Source organism: Stappia sp. (genome assembly GCF_040110915.1).
In the GTDB taxonomy this organism is placed as follows: Bacteria; Pseudomonadota; Alphaproteobacteria; order Rhizobiales; family Stappiaceae; genus Stappia.
Genome location: NZ_CP157793.1, coordinates 3,371,640 through 3,386,756 on the forward strand (window position 1 = coordinate 3,371,640; position 15,117 = coordinate 3,386,756).

The 15,117-nt window shown below is 68.5% G+C and carries 16 protein-coding genes and 1 other RNA gene; 1 reads left to right on the plus strand and 16 read right to left on the minus strand.

Going from position 1 to position 15,117, the window contains the following annotated elements; genetic code table 11:
* Nucleotides 1-182: 182 nt before the first annotated feature.
* The 9 genes from pal to ruvC all read right to left on the minus strand — a co-directional run bounded on the left by pal (nucleotide 183) and on the right by ruvC (nucleotide 7,336).
* Complete coding sequence (gene pal, locus ABL312_RS15025; RefSeq protein WP_374730136.1) at nucleotides 183-668, minus strand: peptidoglycan-associated lipoprotein Pal; 486 nt, start codon at nucleotides 666-668, stop codon at nucleotides 183-185.
* A gap of 150 nt (nucleotides 669-818) precedes the next feature.
* Entirely contained in the window at nucleotides 819-2,105 is a 1,287-nt protein-coding gene (gene tolB / locus ABL312_RS15030) for a Tol-Pal system beta propeller repeat protein TolB (RefSeq protein ID WP_349361423.1), read from the minus strand.
* A gap of 143 nt (nucleotides 2,106-2,248) precedes the next feature.
* Complete coding sequence (locus ABL312_RS15035) at nucleotides 2,249-3,190, minus strand: cell envelope integrity protein TolA (RefSeq protein WP_349358217.1); 942 nt, start codon at nucleotides 3,188-3,190, stop codon at nucleotides 2,249-2,251.
* A 22-nt stretch (nucleotides 3,191-3,212) separates the two neighbouring features.
* On the minus strand, nucleotides 3,213-3,665 hold the full coding sequence (tolR, locus tag ABL312_RS15040; RefSeq protein WP_349358218.1) for a protein TolR: 453 nt from the start codon (nucleotides 3,663-3,665) through the stop codon (nucleotides 3,213-3,215).
* A 4-nt stretch (nucleotides 3,666-3,669) separates the two neighbouring features.
* Nucleotides 3,670-4,332 carry a protein TolQ gene (gene tolQ, locus ABL312_RS15045; RefSeq protein ID WP_349361424.1) on the minus strand — a complete coding sequence of 221 codons (663 nt, stop codon included), beginning with the start codon at nucleotides 4,330-4,332 and terminating at the stop codon, nucleotides 3,670-3,672.
* A gap of 362 nt (nucleotides 4,333-4,694) precedes the next feature.
* Nucleotides 4,695-5,174, minus strand: coding sequence for a tol-pal system-associated acyl-CoA thioesterase (gene ybgC / locus ABL312_RS15050; RefSeq protein ID WP_349358219.1), 480 nt, complete (start codon nucleotides 5,172-5,174; stop codon nucleotides 4,695-4,697).
* Nucleotides 5,158-6,207 (minus strand): Holliday junction branch migration DNA helicase RuvB, encoded by a 1,050-nt coding sequence (ruvB, locus tag ABL312_RS15055; RefSeq protein ID WP_349358220.1) that lies wholly within the window; start codon nucleotides 6,205-6,207, stop codon nucleotides 5,158-5,160. The genes ybgC and ruvB overlap by 17 nt, the downstream gene beginning before the upstream one ends.
* Nucleotides 6,204-6,818 carry a Holliday junction branch migration protein RuvA gene (gene ruvA, locus ABL312_RS15060; RefSeq protein ID WP_349358222.1) on the minus strand — a complete coding sequence of 205 codons (615 nt, stop codon included), beginning with the start codon at nucleotides 6,816-6,818 and terminating at the stop codon, nucleotides 6,204-6,206. The genes ruvB and ruvA overlap by 4 nt, the downstream gene beginning before the upstream one ends.
* On the minus strand, nucleotides 6,815-7,336 hold the full coding sequence (gene ruvC / locus ABL312_RS15065) for a crossover junction endodeoxyribonuclease RuvC (protein WP_349358223.1): 522 nt from the start codon (nucleotides 7,334-7,336) through the stop codon (nucleotides 6,815-6,817). Before ruvC ends, ruvA begins: the two co-directional genes overlap by 4 nt.
* Before the next feature lie 164 nt (nucleotides 7,337-7,500).
* Between ruvC and ABL312_RS15070 the strand changes: the two genes are divergently transcribed.
* The gene (locus ABL312_RS15070) at nucleotides 7,501-8,274 is read left to right on the plus strand and encodes a sulfite exporter TauE/SafE family protein (RefSeq protein WP_349358224.1); all 774 of its coding nucleotides are present in this window, start codon (nucleotides 7,501-7,503) and stop codon (nucleotides 8,272-8,274) included.
* 98 nt (nucleotides 8,275-8,372) lie between these two features.
* On the opposite strand, the gene ABL312_RS15075 is transcribed toward ABL312_RS15070, so the two are convergent.
* From ABL312_RS15075 to ABL312_RS15105, 7 genes are all read right to left on the minus strand, one after another.
* Nucleotides 8,373-9,722 carry a globin-coupled sensor protein gene (locus ABL312_RS15075; protein WP_349358225.1) on the minus strand — a complete coding sequence of 450 codons (1,350 nt, stop codon included), beginning with the start codon at nucleotides 9,720-9,722 and terminating at the stop codon, nucleotides 8,373-8,375.
* Between the two features lie 384 nt (nucleotides 9,723-10,106).
* On the minus strand, nucleotides 10,107-11,456 hold the full coding sequence (locus ABL312_RS15080; protein WP_349358226.1) for a globin-coupled sensor protein: 1,350 nt from the start codon (nucleotides 11,454-11,456) through the stop codon (nucleotides 10,107-10,109).
* 359 nt (nucleotides 11,457-11,815) lie between these two features.
* Nucleotides 11,816-12,565, minus strand: a complete 750-nt coding sequence (locus ABL312_RS15085) for a YebC/PmpR family DNA-binding transcriptional regulator (RefSeq protein ID WP_349358227.1) — start codon at nucleotides 12,563-12,565, stop codon at nucleotides 11,816-11,818.
* Between the two features lie 369 nt (nucleotides 12,566-12,934).
* A complete protein-coding gene (locus tag ABL312_RS15090) occupies nucleotides 12,935-13,759 on the minus strand; it encodes a TIGR00282 family metallophosphoesterase (protein ID WP_349358228.1) in 825 nt (274 codons plus the stop codon).
* A 2-nt stretch (nucleotides 13,760-13,761) separates the two neighbouring features.
* A complete protein-coding gene (locus tag ABL312_RS15095) occupies nucleotides 13,762-14,391 on the minus strand; it encodes a 5-formyltetrahydrofolate cyclo-ligase (protein ID WP_349358229.1) in 630 nt (209 codons plus the stop codon).
* A gap of 95 nt (nucleotides 14,392-14,486) precedes the next feature.
* A non-coding RNA gene (ssrS, locus tag ABL312_RS15100) (6S RNA) lies at nucleotides 14,487-14,642 on the minus strand.
* 97 nt (nucleotides 14,643-14,739) lie between these two features.
* Nucleotides 14,740-15,117: a cell division protein ZapA gene (locus ABL312_RS15105; protein ID WP_349358230.1), complete on the minus strand. Its 378-nt coding sequence runs from the start codon at nucleotides 15,115-15,117 to the stop codon at nucleotides 14,740-14,742.

Genomic DNA, 15,117 nt, shown 5'->3' on the forward strand with positions numbered 1-15,117 from the left:
GGACGTCCCCGCGCGCCGATGCCCTGCGCGACGGGCACGCGAACCGGGTCGACAACGCAAGACGGCCGGGCGTTGCGCGCCCGGCCGGGAAGACCGTTGGGTGTTTCGGCGTTGACGATCCGCCACGATGTGCCCGCTCTGCGGCCCCGGAGATCGAGGCCAAAGATCGCGGGAGCGCCGGATCAGCTTCCGGCGTTGTCCAGCACGGTGACGGCGCGGCGGTTCTGCGACCAGCAGGACTCGTTGTTGCACACCGCGACCGGACGTTCCTTGCCGTAGGAGATCGTCTTCAGCCGGCTGGCGGCGATCCCCTTGGAGGCCAGATAGTCGCGCACCGCGTTGGCGCGCCGGGCGCCCAGCGCGATGTTGTACTGGCGCGTGCCGCGCTCGTCCGCATGGCCCTCGATGGTGACCGTGTAGCGGCTGTAGCTCTGCAGCCAGCGCGCCTGCTTGTCGAGCGTCGCCATCGCCTGCGACGACAGGGTCGACTGGTCGTTCGAGAAGAACACCCGGTCGCCCACATTGACCACGAAGTCCTGGCCGGTCCCCGGCTGGACATTGCCGGTCAGGCCGTCCGGCTTGGTTTGCGCACAGGCCGCGAGCACCAGCGCGCTCGCCACGACGGCGGCGAAACGCACGCCGCGTCCCCGCATCCCGAATTGCATCATGAATTCCTACTCCTGAATCCCCAGGCCCCGACAGGGTAAACGGTTCTAGACCGAAACCGGTTAAAACGCGGTTCAGCAACGTGGTTAAGACAGGGTTACCGTCCGCGTGACACGCGACGAAAGACCGGCGCCAAGCCTAGCCCGCCCGGCCTAGTCCAACAAGGGCGACCACGCCGGGTCCGAGGCGAAGGCCGGGACCGGCAGGCGGCGTTCGTTGTAGCCGGTGAGATCCACCGTCCACAATTGCGGTCCGCCGTTGGCGCCCGGCGTTTCGCGGAAGAACACCAGCACCCGGCCGTTGGGCGCCCAGGCCGGGGCCTCGTTGTGATAGCCCTCGGTCAGGATGCGCTCGCCCGATCCGTCGGGCCGCATGACGCCGATCATGAAGCGGCCCTGGTGCATCTTGGTGAAGGCGATGAGATCGCCGCGCGGCGACCAGACCGGCGTCGAGTAGCGTCCGGGCCCGAAGCTGATGCGCTGCGCGTTGCCGCCGTTGGCGTCCATCACGTAGAGCTGCTGCGTGCCGCCCCGGTCGGATTCGAACACGATCCGCCCGCCGTCCGGCGCATAGGACGGGCTGGTGTCGATCGCCGGCGTGTTGGTCAGCCGGGTGGTGCGCCGCGAACGCAGGTCCATCACGAAGATGTTGGCGTTGCCGCCCTGCTGAAGGCTCATCGCGACCCGCTGGCCGTCCGGCGAGAAGCGCGGCGCGAAGGTCATGCCGGGGAAGTTGCCGACCACCTCGCGCTGGCCCGTTTCGATGTTGAGCAGATAGACCCTCGGATCGGTGCCCACATAGGCCATGTAGGTGATTTCCTGGCGCGAGGGCGAGAAGCGCGGCGTGAGCACAAGCTCGTTGCCGTTGGTGAGATAGCGCACATTGGCGCCGTCCTGATCCATGATCGCCAGACGCTTCACGCGCTTGTCCTTCGGGCCGGTCTCGTCGATGAAGACGATGCGCGTGTCGAAATAGCCCTTCTCGCCGGTCAGCCGCTCGTAGATCGCATCGGAAATGATATGCGCCATGCGCCGCCAGTTCTCGGCGGTGGTGAAGAACTGCTGGCCCAGCATCTGCTGGCCGGCGAAGACGTCCCACAGGCGAAACTCGGCGCGGATGCGGCCGTCGCCCTGGCGCGAGATCGCGCCGATCACCAGCGCCTGCGCGCCGATCGGGCGCCAGGAGGCGAATTGCGGCGCCCGGTTGGTGCTGACGTCCTTCTCGATGAAGCTTTCGGGATCGAGCGGGCGGAACAGGCCGGAGCGGCTCAGGTTGGCCGTGATCACCTCGGTGATGTTGGCCGCCATCTCCGCCTCGCCGCCCACGCCCTCGAACACGGGGATCGCGATGGGCAGCGGTTCGATGTTGCCCTGGGTGATGTCGATCTCGACCTGCGCGCGCGCGGGCGGCGCGACGAGCAGGATCGCGATGGCGGCCATCGCGGCGAGGGCGAAGGCCAGGACGCGCGCGAGCCTCGCGCCCGAGCCGGCCGATGTGGCCCATGCGGTGTGTGTCGTCGCTGACGTCATCATTCGCGGTTCCATCATTGCAGGCTTCCTGTTCGATGCGGCCGTCATTCTGCTCATCCCCCCAGGAGTTCGCGCGGGTCGAAGTTGATGATGACCTCTTTCCACGCGTCGTATTTGGCGGCCGGAAGGGAATAGGGCGCGCAGCGCAGAACGGCGCGCCGGGCGCTTTCGGCCGCGATGTTGAAGGAGGGATTTGAACTCGAGTTCATGATCTCCGGACGACGGTCGACCGCCCCGGACGGGGTCAGCGTGACCTTGATCCGCACCACGAGATCGCGCGCCCCGGCGGCGCCGGCGGGCGGGTTCCAGCAGCGCGAGATCTGGCCGCGCAGCGCGTCGAGCTCCGACTGCGTCATGGTCACCCCGCTCAGGCCTTCGCGGCTGCCGAGCGAAGCGGGCTGGTCGGAGGCCGACGACGCGCCGCCGCCGGCGGGTTGCACCTTGTTGAGCAGCGCCGCGATCTCGTTCGGATTGAAGTCGTCGCGCGGACGTTCGCGCTCGGGCGGCGGCGTCGGCTTGGTGCGCGGCCGCGCGGAGGCGGGCAGCGGCGGCGGCGCCTCGGCCACCTCCGGCTCCGGTTCCGGCGCGGGTTCGGGCTCCGGCGCGGGTTCGGCTTCCACCGGCTCGGGCTCGGGCGCCGGCGGGGCCGGCTCCGGCTCGGGTTCGGGGGCCGGCGCGGGAGCCGGTGCGGCTGTCGGTGCCGGCGTCGGAGCGGGTTCGGCCGGCGTCGGCCGGTCCGCGGGTGTCTCGGCCGGCGGGGTTTCGGTGGGGGTCTCCGGTTCCGGCGTTTCGACCGGGCGGGTCGCCTCGATCTCGCGCACCTCGGCGTCCTTTTCCCCGATGCGCAGCTTGGTTATGTCGGAGACGGGCACGAGTTCCACCGGCAGGCTGTCGACCGGCGGCACGTCGAACGGACGCGCATCGGGGAAGGAGACCACTCCCCAAAGCAGCACGGCCAGATGGCCGGCGGTCGATGCGATGAGCCCGATGCGCATGAGGTGACGGCCGCTCCCGCGCCTATTCTTGCTCTTCGAGCGTGACGAGACCGAGGCGCGTGTAGCCGGCGGCATTGATCCGCCCCATCACGCGCATGATCGTGCCGTAGTCGGCGCTGCGGTCGCCGCGCACGAAGATGCGTTCCTCGTAGCCGTTCTCCGCGATCGCGGAGAGCGTGGGGATCAGTTCCTCGGCCGAGACCTCGGTTTCCTGCATGAAGATCCGTCCCTCGGCGTCGATCGAGATGGTGATCGGCTCGTTGGTGCCTTCCATCGGCTTCGCCTGGGTTTCGGGCAGTTCCAGCGGCACGCCGACGGTCAAGAGCGGCGCGGCCACCATGAAGATGATCAAGAGCACCAGCATCACGTCCACGAAGGGCGTGACGTTGATCTCGCTCATCGGCTGGTGGCGCCGGCGCCGCCGGCGGCGGCCCGTGCCCGCGTCGTCGCCGGCCGTGCCCATCTGCATGGCCATGGGCTCAGCTCCTCTCGTCGATCTGGCGCGACAGGATCGCGGAGAACTCGTCGGCGAAGCCTTCCATGCGCGCGGCCAGCTTGCCCGCGTCCGCCGACAGCTTGTTGTAGGCGATCACGGCGGGAATGGCGGCGGCAAGGCCGAGCGCGGTCGCCAGCAGCGCCTCGGCGATGCCGGGCGCGACGACCGCGAGATTGGTGTTCTTCGACGCGGCAATCGCCTGGAAACTCGTCATGATGCCCCACACCGTGCCGAACAGGCCGATGAAGGGTGCCGCCGAGCCCACCGTGGCGAGCACCATCAGCCGCGCCTCCAGCCGCTCCGCCTCCCGCGCGATGGTGACGTCCATCACCCGGTCGATGCGCTGGCGCAGACTGGCGACCGCGGGGCGCGCGCCCTCATGGCTGCGTTTCCACTCGCGCATCGCCGCGACGAAGAGCGCCGCCATGGAGTTGTTCGCCCGCCCCGACAGGGTGCGGTAGAGTTCTTCCAGCGACTGGCCCGACCAGAACACGGTCTCGAACCGGCTCATCTGCCGGCGCGTGCGCGCGTAGAGCAGCCACTTGTCGACGATGATCGCCCAGCACCAGACCGAAGCGAGCACCAGGCCGATCATCACGACCTTGACGACAAGATGCGCCTGCAGGAACAGCGCGAAGAAGGACATGTCCGCGTGCGGCGCGGCCAACGTCGTTTGTGCAATATCCACGGGTGTCACCTATGCCTGGACCTCTTGCCCGAAATCGTCGACGGCGGCAGGCACCCTGCCGGCTGCCCTCCGCCCGGAGCGATCGCGCGTGTGTGGAAGTCGTGTGCCTCAATGGCGATCAATTCTGGCGAAACTGGGACTGACGGCGCGCGCACTCCCGCGCCGCATTAGGCGCGGGTTAAGGTTACTGCCGCGTTAAGACGTCAGGAGCCGACGGGCCCGGCTCGGGCAAGAGAGCCGACGGGCCCGGCTCGAGAGGAGAAGGAGCCGCCGGGCCCGGCTCGAGAGGAAAAGAAGCCGCCGGGCCTAGCTCGGGCGCGTCAGGCGCCCTCGCGCCCGCCGGGCGCGAGCCGCGCGGCGAGATCCGCCGGCAGCCGGCGCGGCCGCCCTTGCGCGGAAATCACCGCAACGGTCACCCGCGCCGAAAACAGCACGTCGTCGCCCCGCCGCACCTCCTGGACGAGCACGAGCCGGGCGCCGCGCGCGGTGTCCAGCCGCGTCGTCACCTCGAGCAGGTCGTCGATGCGCGCCGGGGCGTGGAAGTCGATCTCCATGTGGCGCACGGCGAAGGCCAGCGCCTCCCCGTGCGCCCCGTCCGCAAGGCGCGCGTGATGAATGCCGCACAGGCGCAGGAAGTCTGAGCGTCCGCGCTCGATGAACTTCAGATAGGCCGCGTGATAGACGACGCCGGTGAAATCCGTGTCCTCATAGTAGACGCGCACGGCCAGCACATGGCCCTCGCCGGTCAGCCGCCCGGCGAGATCCGGCCAGCCGCGCGCGCCCTCATCCCTCGCCGTCATCGGAGAACAGTCCCGGTTGCGCCCCGCCGGGGCCGTTCGGCGCGGCAAGGCCCAGATGCCGGAACGCCTGCGGCGTGAGGATGCGCCCGCGCGGCGTGCGCTGGATGTAGCCCTGCTGGATCAGATAGGGCTCGACGATCTCCTCGATCGCGTCGCGCGGCTCCGACAGGGCGGCGGCAATCGTCTCGATGCCGACCGGCCCGCCGCCGAACTTGAGCGCGATCTGGTTGAGATAGCGCCGGTCGAGCTGGTCGAGCCCGGCGCTGTCCACCTCGAGCTGGGTAAGCGCGGTGTCGGCGATCTTCGCGTCCACCCGGTCCTGACCGGCCACGACGGCGAAATCCCGCACCCGGCGCAGCAGGCGGCCGGCGATGCGCGGCGTGCCGCGCGCGCGCCGCGCGATCTCGCGCGCGCCGTCGTCCGCCATGCCGATGCCGAGGATCTTCGCCCCCCGGCGCACGATCAGTTCCAGCTCCGCGTCGGTGTAGAACTGCAGCCGCACCGGAATGCCGAAGCGGTCGCGCAAGGGCGTCGTCAGCAGCCCGAGCCGCGTGGTGGCGGCGACCAGCGTGAATTTCGCCAGATCGATCTTGACCGAGCGCGCCGCAGGCCCCTCGCCGATGATGAGATCGAGCTGAAAATCCTCCATCGCCGGATAGAGCACTTCCTCCACCGCCGGATTGAGCCGGTGGATCTCGTCGATGAACAGCACGTCGCGTTCCTCGAGATTGGTCAGAAGTGCCGCGAGATCGCCGGCCTTGGCGATGACGGGACCGGAGGTTGCGCGGAAATTCACGCCGAGCTCGCGCGCCATGATCTGCGCCAGCGTGGTCTTGCCAAGGCCCGGCGGGCCGACGAAGAGCACGTGATCGAGCGCCTCGCCGCGCGCCTTGGCCGCGCCGATGAAGACCTTGAGATTGGCCCGCGCCTGCGCCTGGCCGACGAACTCGTCGAGCGCCTGCGGGCGCATGGTGGTGTCGATCTCGTCGCCGCGCGTCTCGGGCGAGACGATCCGGCCCTCGGGATCGCTCATGCCGACAACTCCTTCAGCCCGAGACGGATGAGCGTGGCGGTGTCCGCCCCCTCACCGGCCGACTTGACGGCCGCCGCCACGGCCGCGCTCGCCTGCGGCTGGGCGTAGCCGAGATTGACCAGCGCGGAGACCGCGTCGCCCACGGCGGAGGGTGCTGCGGCGGCGGCCGTCTCCGCGACCGCGAGCGTGCCCGCGTCGACGCTGGCATAGGACGGCGCCTTGCTCTTGAGTTCCGACACGATGCGCTCGGCGACCCGCTTGCCGATGCCCGGCGCGCGGGTGATCGTCGCCGCGTCGCCCAGCGCGATGGCATTGGCGATCTCGCTCGCCGACAGCACCCCAAGCGCCGCGAGCGCCACCTTGGCGCCCACGCCCTGCACGGTCATCAGCAGCTGGAACCAGGTCTTCTCGGCCCGCGATGTGAAGCCGTAGAGCCGGATCATGTCCTCGCGCACCATCGTCTCGATGTGCAGCTCCGCCGCCTCGCCGCGCCCGGGAAGCCCCTGCAGCACCCGCGAGGGGCAATAGACGAGATAACCGACGCCGCCGACGTCGAGGATGACGCTGTCCTCGCCGATCTCCTCCACGCGGCCCTTGAGCTTGCCGATCATGGAGCGAGTTTCTCCGCGATGCGGGCCGCGACCTCCGCCGACCTGCGATGCTGGGCGTGACACACGGCAATCGCCAGCGCGTCGGCCGCGTCGTCGGAATTGAAAGTGGCCTTTGGCATCAGCACCTTGATCATCATCCGGATCTGATCCTTTTCCGCGTGCCCGGTCCCGACCACGGTCTTCTTGACGAGGTTCGGCGCGTATTCGGCGACCGGCACCGCGTTGAGCGCCGGCACGAGCAGCGCCACCCCGCGCGCCTGACCGAGCTTCAGCGTCGCGCCCGCGTCCTTGTTCACGAAGGTGTGCTCGACCGCCGCCTCGTCGGGAGCGTAGTCCACGAGCACCGCCTGCAACCCGTCGTGCAGCTGGCGCAGGCGCTCGGCCAGATCGCGCCGGTTGTCGGAGGTCACCGTGCCGCTCGCGACGAAGCTCATGCGGTTGCCTGTCACCGTGATGAGGCCCCATCCGGTGCGGCGCAGGCCGGGGTCGACCCCGAGGATGCGAATCGACGCTGTCATGGAACAAATCGGTAACGCCATTCGCGCCCCGTGACCAGACGACAGTTGCCGACGGCCGCTTGCGCACCCTCTCCCGACACCATCAGGAAAATCGGCGAGGCGACCGGCGCGCCAAAACATGCGACAACATCTCTCCGGCCTACATTCAGGAGATGCCGCCCGCCGTGCTTGCCGACATGATCGCCCGCCTGCCCGATGCCGGGGGACTTGCCGTCCTCGCGACCGCGATCCTGCTCGCCGGCGTGGTGCGCGGCTTTTCCGGCTTCGGCGCGGCGATGATCTTCATGCCGGCGGCCGCGACGGTGATCGATCCGGCCTCGGCCGCCGCCGGGTTCCTGCTGCTCGACACGCTGGTGACGCTGCCGCTGCTGGCCGGCGCGGTGCGCCGCTGCGACTGGTCGACGGTGCTGCCGGCAAGCCTGGCGGCGATGGCGCTGGTGCCGGTCGGCGCGGCGATCCTGGCGAGCGCCGACACATTGGCGCTGAGATGGGCGTTGTCGGCCATCGTGCTGGTTGCCGTCACCGTGCTGATTCTCGGTTGGCGCTATCGCAAGGCGCCGGGCCGGCTTGTCTCCGTCGCGGTGGGCGCGACGGCCGGCTTCCTCTCCGGCGTGTCGCAGGTCTCCGCCCCGCCGGTCGCCGTCTTCTGGGCCGCCGGGCCGCAACCGCCGATGGTGATCCGCGCCAATCTGATCGCCTTCTTCGCCATCGTCAGCCTCGCGGCCTTCACGGCCTTCGTCTACAACGGCTTCTATACGCTGGGCGTCGTCGCGCTCGTCATCGCCCTCGCCCCGATCTATGCGGCGGCCGTGTTCCTCGGCGCGCGCGGCTTCGGCCGGTCCCGGCCGGAGGTCTACCGCCCCATCGCCTATGTCGTGATCCTGCTGTCGGCGCTCTCCAGCCTGCCGCTGCTCGATCCGCTGCTGCGCGGGTCCTGATCGCGGGCGCCGGACAGAAGAGGCGACAAAGACGCACCGGGCGGCGACGGATCCCGCCGGCCCGGTGTTCGCGGAACATGTGCCCGCAAGTCGCCGGCTCAGGCGGCGCGCACGGTCTCGACGAGATCGCGCATGCGGGCGCTGAGGTCGCCGATGTGGCCCTTCAGCGCGCTCGACTGGGTGCGCACGGTTTCCGCCGCCGCCTTGCTGCGCTCGGTGGCGCCGGTGATGCCGTCAGCCACGTCGGTCACCCGCCCGGTGCCCTCCGACGCCAGGGCGATGTTGCGCGAGATCTCGCCCGTCGCGGCCCCCTGTTCCTCCACCGCCGCCGCGATCGCCGTGGAAATGTCGTTCATGCTCCGGATGGTCGTGGACACGGAGTCGATCGCCTCCGCCGACTCCGACGTCGCCGTCTGGATCTCGCCGATCTGGGCGGCGATCTCCGCCGTCGCCTTCGCCGTCTGGGTCGCCAGTTCCTTCACCTCGGCCGCGACGACGGCAAAGCCCCGGCCGGCCTCGCCGGCGCGCGCCGCCTCGATGGTGGCATTGAGCGCCAGCAGATTGGTCTGCTCGGCGATATCCGAGATCAGCCTCACGATGTCGCCGATCTTCTGCGAGGCGCTGGTCAGCGAGCCGATCTTCTCGGTCGACCTGCCGGCGTTTTCCACCGCAAGATCGGAGATCCTGGTGGCTTCGCTCACCTGCCGGGCGATTTCCTGAATGCTGGCGCTCAGTTCCTCCGCCGCCGAGGCGACGGCCTGAACGTTCTGCGAGGCGTCGAGCGAAACACTCTGCACCTGCCGCGCCTGACCGGTGGTCTCGCCCGCGACCGTCGTCAGGTCGCCGGACGCGACATCGAGCGCATGGGCGGCCTCCACGCAGGTGCCGACGATGGTGCTCACCGCCTGCTCGAACTCGCCGGCCAGCCGCTCCAGCGTCTCGCGGCGATCACGCCGGCCCGCCTCGATATAGACCGAAATCGCCAGATCCATGTCCAGCATCGCCGCCGCCAGCACGGCCCGCTGCATCGCGTCCATGCGCCCGCCGCGCCCGCGCCGCAACAGCCCGCCGTCGCACTCGGCCCGGATCGCGGACATCAGGCCGGCGACCAGATAGTTGTAGCCGCCGATGTACCAGCGCGGCTCGAGGCCGAGCCTGTTGTGCGCCTCGCCGACCTTGGTGACGGAGGCGACATAGGCCTCGTCGAAGCGACCGTCCGAAATAATGTCCCAATGCCTGAGCTGCATGTCCCGGGCATGGGTCATGTGCCCGGGCGACGTGAAGAACGCCTTCGTCTCCGGAAAGCGGGCGATGTGCCGGTAGAAGTCGTCCAGAATGGCGGGCATGACCCGCATCAGAAGGGGTTTCGCCTTTCGCAGACACGAAAGCGTATCCCCCTCGACACCGTAAAACGCACAGCGCTCCGCAATCTTATTGCTCTTACCCATCGGTATCCCTCGGTCAGACCGCGAATAATACGTGAATTCCCCGACGGCAGGAGGATCGATGGCGTGGGTTGCGAGAAGGTTAACAGCGCAGGTTAGATTCCACTATAAATCAGTGAAAATCGATAAAAAGTGAGACAAAATAATGTACACGGCGTATATGATTGCATGAGATTGAATTTACCTCCGCTTTACCAACCCGGACAACCAAATGAATACTTCTTATATGGAGAAGGCGTAAGTATACACGGGAGATAAAAGATTTCTCCCGCCGGAAGGCCGTCCCCCATTGGAAAGTCTTGCGAAGCGCGGCGACACTCTCCCGCGGATCGCCGCCGGCGCCGCACCGAGGCGCCGGCAAGGGAACGACAGGCACGGCGCCGCCGCTCAGGCGGCCCGCACGGTCTCGACGAACTCGCGGACCCGCGTGTCGAGGTCTGCGATATGGCTCTTGAGCAGGGCGGACCGGTCGCCGACGGTCGTGGCCGCCGCGCCGCTGCGTTCGGCCGCCCGCGTGATGTCGAGCGACGCCGTGGCGACCTGCCCGGTGCCTTCCGAGGCACGGGAGATGTTGCGCGAGATCTCGCCCGTCGCGGCCCCCTGTTCCTCCACCGCCGCCGCAATCGCCGTGGAGATGTCGTTCATGTTCTGGATCGTCGACGCGACCAGTCCGATCGCCTCGGCCGACTCCGACGTCGCCGTCTGGATCTCGCCGATCTGCGCGGCGATCTCGGCCGTCGCCTTCGCCGTCTGCTCGGCAAGCCCCTTCACCTCGGCCGCGACGACCGCAAACCCCCTGCCGGCCTCGCCGGCGCGCGCCGCCTCTATTGTTGCGTTGAGCGCCAGCAGGTTGGTCTGCTCCGCGATGTCGGAAATCAGCTTCACGATGTCCCCGATCCTCTGCGAGGCGCTGGTCAGCGACCCGATCTTCTCGGTCGACGTGCCGGCGTTCGCCACGGCGAGCCCGGAGATCCTGGAGGCCTCGCTGACCTGCCGGGCGATTTCCTGAATGCTGGCGCTCAGTTCCTCCGCCGCCGAGGCAACGGCCTGAACGTTCTGCGAGGCGTCGACGGAGGCCGCATGCGTGGTCTCGGAGCGCCCGACCGTCTCGCGCGAGACGCTTCCAAGTTCGACGGCGGTGTCGTCGAGCGCCGCGGCCGCCTCGACGCAGGTGCCCACGATGGTCGCCACGGTCTCCTCGAACCCGGCGGCGATCCGGGTCCGCGTCTCCAGCCGGTCGCGGCGGCCGGCGTCGATGTAGACGGAGGTCGCCAGATCGAGGTCGAGCATGGCGGCGGCCTGAACCGCCTTTTGCAGCGCATCGATCCGGACCCCGGACCCGCGCGAGAAAACGCCGCCCGCGTACTCGGCGCGGATCGCGGCCATCAATCGGGCGACCAGGTAGCTGTAGCCGCCGATGTACCACATCGGCTCCAGCCCGAGCGCGTTGTGCGCCTCGCCGATCCGGGTCACCGACGCAAAATATGCCGCGTCGAAGCGGCCGTCGGAAATCGTGTCCCAATGCTGGAGCTGCATCTGCTTGGCATGGGCCATGTGGTCCGCGCTTCCGAAGAAGACGGTGGTTTCCTCGAACCGCCCGACATGGCGATAGAACGCGTCGAGGATGCCCGGCATCACCCGCAGGAGAAACGGCTTTGCCTCGCGCAGGAGCGCCAGCGCCGCATCGTCCAGTTCGTAGAAGGCGCGCCGTGTGGCAAGCGCATCGATATCTGTCATTGCAATCCCCGCAGCCGTGTCGGCGTCTCGTTCATCTTCCCGATCGCCAGACGGTCGCGCCGGCGGCTTTCAAATGCGTTAAATGAAAAGATGAAAGAGAAGCAATACTTGATCAGGAGATATACTTATCGGACAAAAGGAAGAAAAAACCGCATTAAAAGCCGGTTCTGGAGCAAATATCGCACAGCCGGATTTGCGATATGCGAATCTTTTCTCGCCAAAAGGTTTCATATTCCGCAGAGGAATACTTCGGCGCGTTGCGACCAAAGGCGAAGACGCGGGGGCGTTCCCCCGCCGCAACGCAAAACGGCCGGCGAAACGCCGGCCGCGAGAGCTTGAAAGAGACCGCCGAAACGGGATCAGGCGGCCGTCAGGCTTGCCATCGTTTCCTCGTCGATGTCGAAGTTGGCGTAGACGTTTTGCACGTCGTCGTCGTCCTCGAGCATGGCGATCAGCTTGAAGATGGTCTGCGCCTTCTCCGCGTCGACCGGGGTCAGCGTCTGCGGCTTCCAGATCGTCTTGACCGTCTCGGCCTCGCCGAGGCTTTCCTCGAGCGCCTTGGAGACGTCGCCCAGATCCTCGAAGGCGCAGGTGACGACATGGCTCGTCTCGTCGGACTGCACGTCGTCGGCGCCGGCCTCGATGGCCGCCTCGAGCATGGCGTCGGCGCTGCCGGCGGACGCGGGATAGACGATCTCGCCGACCCGGTCGAACATGAAGGCGACCGAGCCCGTCTCGCCCATCGATCCGCCGCACTTGGAGAAGTAGGAGCGCACGTTGGACGCCGAGCGGTTCTTGTTGTCGGTGAGCGCCTCGACGATCACCGCGACACCGGCCGGGCCGTAGCCCTCGTAGCGGATTTCCTCGTAATTGTCGGCGTCGCCGGCCTGCGACTTGTTGATCGCCCGCTGGATGTTGTCCTTGGGCATCGACTGCGCCTTGGCGTTCTGGACCGCCAGACGCAGGCGCGGATTGGAGGCGATATCCGGGCCGCCCATCTTCGCGGCGACCGTGATTTCCTTGGAGAGCTTGGAGAACATCTTGGACCGGGCGGCGTCCTGACGCCCCTTGCGGTGCATGATGTTCTTGAATTGCGAATGTCCGGCCATGTCCTGTCCTGGTTCGTCGCGTGGTCCTGCTTCGTCGCGTGGACCCGGTTCGTCGCGTGGGTCTGTCGCCGCCGGCGCGGACCTTTCGGCCCTGCGGACCGCAGCCGTCCTGAACCGGGCGGGATCTCGGACGGGAGCGGTGCCTTGCACGGTGTCTGACACACAGTGTCTGGCACACGGTGTCCGGCACACAGTGTCCGGCACACAGTGTCTGACACGGGCTTGCGGCGTGCCAATGGAGCGATTGCCCCGGCCACCCCGGCGCCCGGCCGCTCCCCGCCGGGATCGGATCGCCGCGTTATAGGCCGCGCGGGGAAAAAAATCCAGAACGCCGCATCGACGCGGACCCGACCGAAGGCCTGACGGACCTTACCTGCGCCAGGCCGGCGGAAACGCCGGGCTGAGCCGGCCGCCGATGCGCAAGGGGGCGATCTCGCGGGCGAGCCCGGTGGCGTCGTCGATCTCCACCGCGACCCCGCTGATGCTGGCCTCGCCGTTGGCCGGGGAAAAGCGGCCCGACGGGATCTTGCGCAGGAAGCGCGAGATCGGCTCGTCCTTCTCCATGCCGAGCACCGAATCATAGTCGCCGCACATGCCCGCGTCGCTCATATAGGCGGTCCCGCCCGGCAGGATCTGGTGGTCGGCGGTGGGCACATGGGTGTGCGTGCCGACGACCAGCGTGGCGCGACCGTCGGCGAAATGCGCCATCGCCTGCTTCTCGCTGGTCGCCTCGGCGTGCATGTCGATGACGATGGCGTCGACCACCCGCCCGAGCGGCGTCGTCTCCAGCAGCGTGTCGATGGCGGTGAAGGGATCGTCGAGACTGTCCATGAACACCCGGCCCATGGCATTGGCGACGAGCACGCGCGCGCCGTTTCGGGCGGTGAAGATGTTGGCGCCGCGCCCCGGCGCGCCGGGGGGGAAGTTGATCGGCCGCAGCAGGCGGTCCTGGCGTTCGATGTAGACCAGCGTGTCGCGCTGGTCCCACACGTGGTTGCCGGTGGTGACGACGTCGGCGCCGGCATCGAGCACGTTCTGCAGGATCTCCTCGGTGATGCCGAAGCCGCCGGCCGCGTTCTCGCCGTTGACGATCACGAAGTCGAGCGCGTGATCCTCGACGAGGGCGGGCAGCTGGTCGATCACCGCCTCGCGGCCGCTGCGGCCGACGAGGTCTCCGAGAAACAGAAGCCGCATGCTCACTCCTTGGGGGTGGTCCGCCCCGTCAGCGCGACGAAGCCGGTTTCGGTCAGGATGGCGTCGAGGCGCCGGTCGTGCGCCTCCTCCGGGACATGCGCGACCTGCTGCACGGAAAAGGCAAGGCCCACCGTGCGCGGCGCGGCACCGCACACCCGCGTGATCGCGGCGATCGCCCGGTCGTAAAAGCCCCGCCCGTAGCCGAGCCGCCCGCCGCGCGCATCGAAGGCGGCAAGCGGCACCAGCAACGCGTCCGGCACCAGCGCCTCGGCCTCGGCCGGCGGCTCGACGGTGCCGAAGCCGGCCTTGACGAGACGCGTCTCGCGGGTGAGCCGGCGGAAGACGAGATCGTCGGCCACCATCGCCGGCAGCGCCAGCGCGTGGCCGCGCGCGCGCAGCCCGTCCATGAGCGGACGCGGATCGATCTCGTCACGGATCGGCCAGAAGCCGGCGACAGTGCACCCGGGCGCAAGGCCAAGATCATCGAGATGATCGACGAGCGCCAGCCCGCCCTCGATCCGCGTCGCCGGCGTGAGCTGCGCCCGGCGCCCCAGCGCCTCGGCGCGCACGGCGGCCTTCACCTCGGCAAGCGGGCGCGCATCGCTCGGGGGAATGGTCGAAGGAGGCGTCACGCGTCGCCTTTCCTTAAAAAACGGGCCTGAAAAAGCGTGCGGTCGCGGCACAACGGCCACCGGCCGCCCGCAGGACAGGCGGCGCGGGAAGATTTGACGTGGCCGCCTCGGCCGTTGGAGGTCGCAATCCCGGGAGACCTACTAAGTAGGTGGGCGCCGTGTGCCCAAGCCCACGGGCAAGGGCAGGAACAGCTCCCATGGGATGCGTAAGGCCCCGGGGAAATGTCTCCTGACGAACCGCGCAGCCACGCCAATTGCGCATATAGGGCTTGCGCGCGGGGAAACACAAGAGCGGCGTCAACAGCGGCTTGACGGGCAGACCCCGCGCGGGCGGTTTTCGCACGTCGATCAGGCGTCGCGCTCGCCCGCCGGATGCATCAGACGCTCGGTCAGCGCCTCGATCTTTTCCGCCGCGCCGGCGATGCCGGTGGCGATCTCGGTCTCGGTGCGCCGGTTGCGCTCCAGCGCGGCGGCGCGCGCCTCGCGCAGGTCCGCCACCTCCGCCTCGAGCGCCTTCAGCCGGCGCTCGCATTCCACCAGTTCGTCCGTCACCATGATGCCGGCCATCACCGTGAGACGCAGGTCGCCGATCTCGCCGAAGCTGCCGCGCAGCGTGTCGATGGCCCCGTCGAAGCGGCGCGCCAGCGCGGTCAGCCGCTCCTCCTCGCCGTCGTCGCAGGCCATGCGGAAGCTGCGCCCGTTGATGGTGACGATGATCTGCGCCAT

What these genes read in the sequence shown, in the direction of transcription:
- ABL312_RS15085 (WP_349358227.1), bottom strand. Translation starts at nt 12,565, where the DNA reads ATGGCCGGACATTCGCAATTCAAGAACATCATGCACCGCAAGGGGCGT.
- ruvB (WP_349358220.1), bottom strand. Translation starts at nt 6,207, where the DNA reads ATGAGCGATCCCGAGGGCCGGATCGTCTCGCCCGAGACGCGCGGCGAC.
- ybgC (WP_349358219.1), bottom strand. Translation starts at nt 5,174, where the DNA reads ATGACGGCGAGGGATGAGGGCGCGCGCGGCTGGCCGGATCTCGCCGGG.
- ABL312_RS15035 (WP_349358217.1), bottom strand. Translation starts at nt 3,190, where the DNA reads ATGCGCATCGGGCTCATCGCATCGACCGCCGGCCATCTGGCCGTGCTG.
- ABL312_RS15090 (WP_349358228.1), bottom strand. Translation starts at nt 13,759, where the DNA reads ATGCGGCTTCTGTTTCTCGGAGACCTCGTCGGCCGCAGCGGCCGCGAG.
- ABL312_RS15080 (WP_349358226.1), bottom strand. Translation starts at nt 11,456, where the DNA reads ATGACAGATATCGATGCGCTTGCCACACGGCGCGCCTTCTACGAACTG.
- tolR (WP_349358218.1), bottom strand. Translation starts at nt 3,665, where the DNA reads ATGGCCATGCAGATGGGCACGGCCGGCGACGACGCGGGCACGGGCCGC.
- ruvA (WP_349358222.1), bottom strand. Translation starts at nt 6,818, where the DNA reads ATGATCGGCAAGCTCAAGGGCCGCGTGGAGGAGATCGGCGAGGACAGC.
- pal (WP_374730136.1), bottom strand. Translation starts at nt 668, where the DNA reads ATGATGCAATTCGGGATGCGGGGACGCGGCGTGCGTTTCGCCGCCGTC.
- ruvC (WP_349358223.1), bottom strand. Translation starts at nt 7,336, where the DNA reads ATGACAGCGTCGATTCGCATCCTCGGGGTCGACCCCGGCCTGCGCCGC.
- tolB (WP_349361423.1), bottom strand. Translation starts at nt 2,105, where the DNA reads ATGGCCGCCATCGCGATCCTGCTCGTCGCGCCGCCCGCGCGCGCGCAG.
- ABL312_RS15105 (WP_349358230.1), bottom strand. Translation starts at nt 15,117, where the DNA reads ATGGCGCAGATCATCGTCACCATCAACGGGCGCAGCTTCCGCATGGCC.
- ABL312_RS15075 (WP_349358225.1), bottom strand. Translation starts at nt 9,722, where the DNA reads ATGGGTAAGAGCAATAAGATTGCGGAGCGCTGTGCGTTTTACGGTGTC.
- tolQ (WP_349361424.1), bottom strand. Translation starts at nt 4,332, where the DNA reads ATGTCCTTCTTCGCGCTGTTCCTGCAGGCGCATCTTGTCGTCAAGGTC.